The organism is Croceicoccus sediminis, from assembly GCF_007570835.1.
Classification (GTDB): Bacteria; Pseudomonadota; Alphaproteobacteria; order Sphingomonadales; family Sphingomonadaceae; genus Croceicoccus; species Croceicoccus sediminis.
The window spans coordinates 1704649-1712580 of the sequence record NZ_SUNC01000001.1; the positions used below are offsets into that span (position 1 = coordinate 1704649).

Genomic DNA, 7932 nt, shown 5'->3' on the forward strand with positions numbered 1-7932 from the left:
GTTCGCTCAGCCCAGCCCGTAGATCGAATGAATCGCCCCGTGGCTGCGCGTGTCCTGCGCCATGATCAGGATGTCGCTCGACACCCCGTCGGCATCGCGAACATGGTCGCGTAGCAAGGCTTCTGGGCGAAAGCCCATTTCCTCGAACATCTGGCGCGCCGCTTCCTGATCGGTCGTCATCCGCACGGTCAGCTTCTCGATCCGCTCATCGGCGGCGGCATCCAGGCAATGCATCGCCAGCAGGCGGCCCAGCCCCATGCCGCGCGTTGCCGTATCGACAAGGACACGCACTTCGGCGACGTGCGGCGACCAGCTAAGTTCATCGCGGACCAGCGCGGTGCAGCCGCGGATCGCGTCGCCTTCGACCGCGATGATCGACCGGATCGTCCCGGCCTCGATCTCCTGCATCCACGCCTTGAATACGCGCGGGCTGCGGATGTCTCGTTTCAGGAAAAGCAGCTCGCGCACCGGCAACGCATTGGCAAAGGACAGCATCGCGTCTTTGTCGGCGGCGGTCAGGGGGCGCAGCGTGATGCGGCGACCGTCAAGGTCCAACTCTGTGGGGGCAATGTCGAGAGCAGTCATCAGGTGGATCTCTTTCCGAGCCATGTGTCGATATGCGGCCACAACCGCCGCAAGGCCGCAGGCCCCGCGACAAGCGAGACGTGGCCGCCCTTCGCGACGATTTCGTCGCGGTCGTTGGAAGATGTCATCGTCATCAGCGGGCCCGTGGATTCGTGGCTGACGACGTGGTCATGCTTGGCAACAATGTTGAGGATCGCGGCATCGATGTGGCGCAAGTCCGCTGTCTGGCCGCAGACCTCCAGCTTGCCGTTGATGAGGGCGTTTTCCCACATCAGGTCCTTGATCAGCTGCCCAAAATAGACGCCGGGGATCGGCAACGTTTCGGCCGCCCAGCGGTCGAACATGCGGTACGACTTCACGAATTCGTCGTTCCACATGTTGGTCCACAGGTTCACCCGCCCCGCCGTGCGGTTGGCAGGCCGGGCCAGGTCGAACGCGCCCAGCATGATTTCCGGCGGAATCAGTTCCAGTTCGCGGACCAGCAGGTCGACATCGAAATACCGCTTGTCCGCCCATGTCTGGAACAGGTGCATGTGCGAAAAGTCGATCGGGGTCGCCAGCGTCACGAGATTGCGAATGCCCTGCGTCGGTTTCAAGGCGGCATAGATCGTCGCCAGCGTGCCCCCTGCGCAGTATCCGGCAAGGCTGATGTCGCTCTCGCCGGTCACTTCCTCTATCGCGTCGCGCGCGGCGGGGATGAAGCGGCCGACGTAATCGTCGAAGCCCAGCACACTTTCATCGCGGCGTGGCGGGTTCCAGTCGAGGTTGTAGACGTCGTAACCCTGCTGCAGCAGGTATTCGAAGAAGCTCTGCCCCTTGGCAAGGTCGAAGATATAGCCGCGATTGGTGGGCGGAGAGACCACGAGCAACGGCACGCGGTAGATTTCGTCCAGCAAGGGACGATAGCGGTAGAGCACCGCCGTCCCGTCACGGTAGAGCACGTCCTTGGGCATGTGGCCCACCGGCTCGCGGTCGGCGACAAGGAAATCGAGACCCTTGATGTTGCGTTTCAGCGCGCGGTCCACCTCGCGGCGGACCTGCTGTGAAATCACCTCGGGATCGAGAAGCTCTAGTGCGTTATCGCTCATCGGCCTTGGGTTCGGCTGGAGGCTTGCGCGTGCGTCGCGGTTCGGCGCCGGGTGTCTTTTGGGCCCCTTCGCCCATCTCCAGCCTGATCTGCGCTATGTGATCCTCGATCACGGCAAGACGCTGTGAAATCTCCTCGATCTGGCTCTTGCTCGGCAGGTTCAGCGAACGCAGCACCGTCTCGGTCTGTTCGGCCATAGCCTTTTGCGCATAGATCGTGGCCTTGGTCGCCTGTCCGATCAGCGCGCCGAATTCCTCGCTTTGCGTGAACTGACCCGACCATGCGTTGAGTTCATGCTCCCAGCGCTGAATCGCGTCCTGCCAGGCGGCCACGGGATTGAAAGGTTTCTCGCTCATCCTGCCCTTAAAGCGCATCGGCGCCCAGCAACCAACTATGACTTGCGCCAAGAATCTGCCTGGAGTGGCCTTGGCCCGCAAACGAAAACGGCCCCGCCATCGCTGACGGGGCCGTGATCTTTTCGGTCGTTTCGATCAGGCGATCAGAAACGCTTGGTCAGTTCCACCTTCACCGTGCGCGGCAGGGTGCCGAAGCCGAGCTGGTCGGCCTTGACGCCCGTCACGCCGCCAGCGGCCGTGCCCGAAGACGGACCGTCAACCACGCCGGTCACGTAGAACTGGTTGGTCAGGTTCTTGCCGATGAGCGCGAGCTGCCAGTTGCCGTCCGATGCGCCAACGCGCACGCCCGCATCGATCGTCCAGTAATCGTCCTGGATCGCAATCGGGTTGGCGAAGGCCGACGGGTTGTAGCTGTCGGAATAACGGGCATTCGCGTTGAAGCCCATCATCAGCGCGTCCGAAATGTCGGCTTCGTAGTTCACGCCGATCACACCGGTCCATTCCGGAGCGACCGAGAGAGGCTGGCCCGTCAGGTTCTGGCGGATCTGGCCATCGGCGGTGACGACGTTGCAGCCTTCAGCCTGCGTCTGGCCCGAATAGCACGGACCTTCGGGGAAGCTGTCATACTTCGCGTCGTTGTAGTTGACTGCCGCGTTGATGTTGAGACCCGGCACCGCATAAGGCGCGTATTCGAGTTCAAGTTCCACGCCCTGCGTCTTCGCATCGGCGGTCAGCGTGTTGAACGCGAAGACCGGCGAGTTGAAGAAGTCGACCTGGAAATCGTTCACCGTGTACGTGAAGAGGGTCAGGTTGGCGCGCAGCTGGTTGTCGAGAATGGTCGACTTGATACCGGCTTCGAAACCTTCCGCCTCTTCGGGATTGAAGGTAAGATCGCCGTAAGGGTCGGCCGACAGCTTCGAGTTGATGCCGCCGTTCGAGAAGCCGCCCGACTTGTAGGCGGTCTTGTATGCGGCATAGAGCAGGATGTCAGGTGCCGGTTCGTAAGTCAGCGTGACTTCCGGTGCGAAGTCCTTGAACTTCTGATTGGCGGTCACGATGCCCATCGGATCGTCGGCGCTGCGATAGACGACCGAGAATGCCGGGTTCACGTATTCCTGCGCGAAGTAGCTGTCCTTCGATTCGTCGGTGTACCGGCCACCTGCCGCCAGTTCGAAGCCGTCCATGATCTCGAAGCGGACCTGGCCGAAGATGGCGAAAGTTTCACCCTTGGTGGTGCTGATCTTCTCGCTCGCCGCATAGACGAGATCCGGGCGCGCAGCGGTGTTGCGAACGTCGCTGTAGAAGCCCCACTGGCCGAAATCGCGATCGGTCTTCTGGTACAGGCCGCCGATCATGAAGTTGAACGGACCGTCGAAAGCCGACGTCAGGCGCAGTTCCTGCGAGAAGGCTTCCCAGGTGGAATTCTCGGTCGCGAAGATCATGCCGCCCGCCACGGCGTCCGTGGTCTGGAAGTTACAGGCGCACAGCCACGAGTTGTTGTTGCGCTGCCAGTTGGTCACCGACGCTATCGACATGGTGTCCATGTCGTACTCGAGCTCGTTGTTGACGCCCCAGCTGCGATAGCGGTTGTACGGCTGGCCGTCGTCGCTGCCGTAAGGGACGGTGCGCGAAATTTCGGCCGGCAAGCCGTTCTGGTGCGTGATGAAATCCTTTTCGCACGGATAGACCGTAAGCTGGCTGAAGCCGGTGCCGTTGCCGCACGAATAGGCGACGTAGTTCCAGCTGTTGTTCAGCGTGTCGTTCTGGTTGCGCGTGACCTTCAGCGTGTTGGTCAGGTTGTCGGTCGGTTCCCATTTCAGCGTGCCGCGGGCCAGGAATTCTTCCTGCTGCGGCATCGGGCTCTTCACGGGCAGCGCGACGAAAGTTTCCGGATCGCCGAAGCCCTGTGCAACGTCGACGGTGGTATAGTTCATCGGGGTCGAGACGTTGCGGTAATAGCCGCCGTCCATGTCCGAATAACGCGCGGCAAGGCGAATGCCGAGCGTGTCGCTGAGCGGGCCGGAGATGATGCCTTCGATCTGGTACTGGTTCGCCTTGAACTCGTACCCTGCCTTGATCGATCCGGTCCAGTCGTAGGTCGGGTCATTGGTGGTCAGCGAGATCACGCCGGCGGTCGCGTTCTTGCCGAAGAACAGGGCCTGCGGGCCCTTCAGCACTTCGACGCGGGCAAGGTCGAAGAAACCTTCCTCGATGACGCGGCCCTGGCCGTAATATGCGCCGTCGACGACGATGGCGACCGACTGTTCGATACCGATCGAGGTCGAGGACGAACCGATACCGCGCAGGGTGATCTGCGCCGACGAACCGTTAGACGCGCGACCGACGTTGAGGTTCGGCGTGGCCGCGGCGATCTTTTCGATGCTGGTGATGTCGCGGTTCTGGATCATTTCTTCCGACATGGCGGTAACCGCGACGGGGACGTCCTGAACGCTTTCCTCGCGCTTACGCGCGGTGACCACGATTTCGTTGAGGCCGCCGGTCTTCGCGGTTTCGGTCTGCGCGTCCTGCGCAAAAGCCATCTGCGAAGTAAGTGCAAGCGAGGCACCACCGAGAAGAAGGACGGATTTCGAGCGTAAAAACATGGCGATCTCTCCCTTTGAACCCTTAGCCTGTGCCTCTTGGGGCACGACCGTTCGGCGATGCTAATAGGTTGCCTTCGTTTTAGGAGCGCCTGCCGGTTTACATAGCTATCGGTTTTGTCAGGTTACTGCGGCGCGCTGCAATATTGGCTATTGCAGTGACAATCCTGCCACATGAAGTGCAGCATTGAAGTCGTCGATCGCGGCGCCACAGACTTCTGCCACGTGATTTTGCGCGAAAATGCATCGCAGCGTTTCGGGCCTGCAGCATTCGTTCTGCAAGATCGACAGGAGTAGCGCCTCTCCCTCTGCGATCCGCTCACATCCTTCGCGCGCGAAACCCAGCGGCATCGAACCGCGCACGTTCAAGAGCATCAGGATGCGGTGGAACGCGCCGATACCGCCCATCAGGCCGCGCGCGAGGAAGTCGGCGGCAATCGCATCGGCCGGGCACCGGCGCGCACTGACCGCGCCGACCCACTTGCGGGTGACTTCCACGACGAAGCCTTCGGCGAGGGAAAGCTCGTCAGTGCGGCGATCGAGATAGCGGTACAAGGGTCCGGGGCTCCTGATATTGCGCGAGATCCGGACCGTCTCACATGACAGCCATTATTGCAACCGATTAGCATTAGCAATAAATCGAAGAGGGATGCATCGCAGCGGTCATGCTCGTCCAGACCCGCCCTCGGCCTTGCAAACCTGCGCCGAGTCGGTCTGGTCCAGCGGAACGTTATCAACATCACCGCGCGTGTTTCAGACTATTGGAATCGCGCATTTTCACACCCTGATAGCGATTAAATTGGAGAAAATTCTGCCCTTTCACGACCGTCTGCAATCGTTGTGTCCGCCTACTTCCGGGCCGCGACAAAGGCGCCATTTGCGACCGGATCACCAGGCTCAAAGTGACTTTTGCCCAGTCTATTGCAAAGTCATGAATCTAAGGGGAAATTGGATTTCCCTTTTCAGAAGTAGAGTTGGGAAGCCGGTATAGTCGGAATGAGCCTGCAAGCATCGCAGATTCCTGATGACTCTAATGTCAGCAAGTCGGTCTTGATACGCAACTTGCTCATACCAGATACTTGTAAAGTCTATATTCTGCTTTTTCCACATAGCGACTCATGTTAATAATTTGTTAACTGGTCGCAACTCCCGAGTCGTTGCTCGTAGTGCTTCCGGATATTTGTATCGACTATCCTGCGACTTCACGTCGCGGATACTGCCGTACGCACACGTGGGGAGTGCAAGTGATGGCGCAGTTCGACCAACCTGTCTTCGGTTCACCCGAAGTATCGGTATTCGCCTATACAGAGGCGGATACTTTGGCATGCATGGTGCCGAATTCTCCCACCAGCTGCACAACGCGGCCGGTTCGACACTGAACGACCTTCGCCAGGCGCCGCGGAATTATCCGCCGGCGCCTTTTGTTTTGGTGCTTGATTGTGGGGAAATTGAGCGATGACTGAAGTACGCTATTGGAAGTTCTCGATGGATTATCAGAATGATGATCCATGGGACAAGGATAACATCGCCGCCAACGGCATCACCGATTTTATCATGCCCGTCGGGCCCTATACCGGGGACGACTATACCGGCGACGGCAAGGTAGATATCGACCTGACCGGCTATACCTATGACAGCGACGGCAACCCCGACGGTTTCGAGGCCGATGGGCAAGGAGTCGTTGAGATTGACGGTGTCGTTTTCGAAGGCGGCTCGATCAATTCGGGCACCGGCAACTTTAACGACTTCCTGGGCATTCAGAACACCGGCACGGAATTTGGTTTCAACACCGACAGCTCCGACCCATCCAACCCCCACATCAAGACTTCGGGCAATTTTACGCACACGATCACGCTAGCTGATATCGCGATCACAACCGATCCCGATACCGGCGTCGCCTACTACGACTTCCGGCTGGACGCGAACGAGAACAATTCTTCGCTGGAAGAAGCGCAGATATCGCTCGACACCTTCACGATCTTCACGTCGCTCGACGGAAATATTTCCGACAAGCCGACGCTATTCAACCAGAACATCGCGTATGACATGGATGGTGCGCATACCAACGACATTTATGACGTATCGATCATAATAACCGATGCATACTCGTCGGGTTCAGGCCGGTCCGACCTCTCGGTCCTGATCCCCGTAAGCTACTTCGACGGGATGTCCAAAGAGGACACATACCTCTATCTCTATTCCGAGTTCGGATACGCCGATCCAGTCCCCGATGCCAACGGCCAGGGCGGCTACGACAACGATTACGACACGGATGCCACGTTCGAGGAATGGCGCACGCAAAACGCTGTGAAGCTATACGGGATCAAGTTCCGGGATAGCGACGGAGATGGCATCGCCGACGATGGTGAAGGCCCGGTCGAAGGCGTCGTAATGAAGCTGTTCGGCGACACCAACCTCAACGGCGTTCTCGACGCCGGTGACCAGCTTCTGCAAACCACTCAGACCGATTCTAACGGTGAATATCAGTTCTATGGCATCAAGGTAGGCGCGACATACTTTGTTCAGGAAGAAGTGCCTGATGGCGCCATCCTGACGACCGGCGACTACGAAACGGTTGTTGTGTCCTCTAGCGCCAACCCTGGCACACTCTACAATGTCGATCCGATCGGCAACTTTTACACTTTCGACATCTCGGGCACGAAGTACCTCGACAGCGACGGCGATGGCGACACCACCGGCGAAAGCGGTCTTGGCGGCGTGACGATCTTCATCGACGTCAACGACAACGGTACTTACGACGCAGGCACCGACGAGGCGACCACGACCGCCGCCGACGGCTCATGGTCCTTCACCGGCCTTGACGAGACTTACATCGGTCTCGACGTCTACGAGGTCGAGCCGAGCGGTTATTCGCAGACGCTGGGCCAGGCCGGCTACGCCATCGATGCCGATGGCGCGACCGACATGGACTTCGCCAACTTCCCGCTCTTCGACATCTCGGGCACGAAGTACCTCGACAGCGACGGCGATGGCGACACCACCGACGAAAGCGGTCTTGGCGGCGTGACGATCTTCATCGACGTCAACGACAACGCCACTTACGACGCCGGAACCGACGAGGCGACCACAACTGCCGCTGACGGCTCATGGTCCTTCACCGGCCTTGACGAGACTTACATCGGTCTCGACGTCTACGAGGTCGAGCCGAGCGGTTATTCGCAGACGCTGGGCCAGGCCGGCTACGCCATCGATGCCGATGGCGCGACCGACATGGACTTCGCCAACTTCCCGCTCTTCGACATCTCGGGCACGAAGTACCTCGACAGCGACGGCGATGGCGACA

At 59.4% G+C, this 7932-nt stretch carries 6 protein-coding genes; 1 reads left to right on the forward strand and 5 read right to left on the reverse strand.

All coding sequences use genetic code 11. The annotated features are described in order from the left end of the window. Positions 1 to 6: 6 nt before the first annotated feature. The 5 genes from FAX90_RS08125 to FAX90_RS08145 all read right to left on the reverse strand — a co-directional run bounded on the left by FAX90_RS08125 (position 7) and on the right by FAX90_RS08145 (position 5183). On the reverse strand, positions 7 to 585 hold the full coding sequence (locus tag FAX90_RS08125) for a GNAT family N-acetyltransferase (RefSeq protein ID WP_240704776.1): 579 nt from the start codon (positions 583 to 585) through the stop codon (positions 7 to 9). Next, complete coding sequence (locus FAX90_RS08130) at positions 585 to 1673, reverse strand: alpha/beta fold hydrolase (protein WP_144096752.1); 1089 nt, start codon at positions 1671 to 1673, stop codon at positions 585 to 587. Before FAX90_RS08130 ends, FAX90_RS08125 begins: the two co-directional genes overlap by 1 nt. Then, complete coding sequence (locus FAX90_RS08135; protein ID WP_144096753.1) at positions 1663 to 2028, reverse strand: hypothetical protein; 366 nt, start codon at positions 2026 to 2028, stop codon at positions 1663 to 1665. The genes FAX90_RS08130 and FAX90_RS08135 overlap by 11 nt, the downstream gene beginning before the upstream one ends. A gap of 143 nt (positions 2029 to 2171) precedes the next feature. Next, entirely contained in the window at positions 2172 to 4568 is a 2397-nt protein-coding gene (locus FAX90_RS08140) for a TonB-dependent receptor (protein WP_240704777.1), read from the reverse strand. 210 nt (positions 4569 to 4778) lie between these two features. Next, a complete protein-coding gene (locus FAX90_RS08145) occupies positions 4779 to 5183 on the reverse strand; it encodes an SH3 domain-containing protein (protein WP_144096755.1) in 405 nt (134 codons plus the stop codon). 900 nt (positions 5184 to 6083) lie between these two features. Here FAX90_RS08145 and FAX90_RS08150 point away from each other — a divergent pair. Next, positions 6084 to 7932: SdrD B-like domain-containing protein (locus FAX90_RS08150; RefSeq protein WP_205700633.1), on the forward strand; the 1849-nt coding region annotated here is incomplete at its 3' end.

Excerpts from the sequence above, each read along its gene's own strand:
- FAX90_RS08135 (WP_144096753.1), bottom strand. The coding sequence starts at position 2,028 with ATGAGCGAGAAACCTTTCAATCCCGTGGCCGCCTGGCAGGACGCGATT.
- FAX90_RS08125 (WP_240704776.1), bottom strand. The coding sequence starts at position 585 with ATGACTGCTCTCGACATTGCCCCCACAGAGTTGGACCTTGACGGTCGC.
- FAX90_RS08140 (WP_240704777.1), bottom strand. The coding sequence starts at position 4,568 with ATGGCTTTTGCGCAGGACGCGCAGACCGAAACCGCGAAGACCGGCGGC.
- FAX90_RS08130 (WP_144096752.1), bottom strand. The coding sequence starts at position 1,673 with ATGAGCGATAACGCACTAGAGCTTCTCGATCCCGAGGTGATTTCACAG.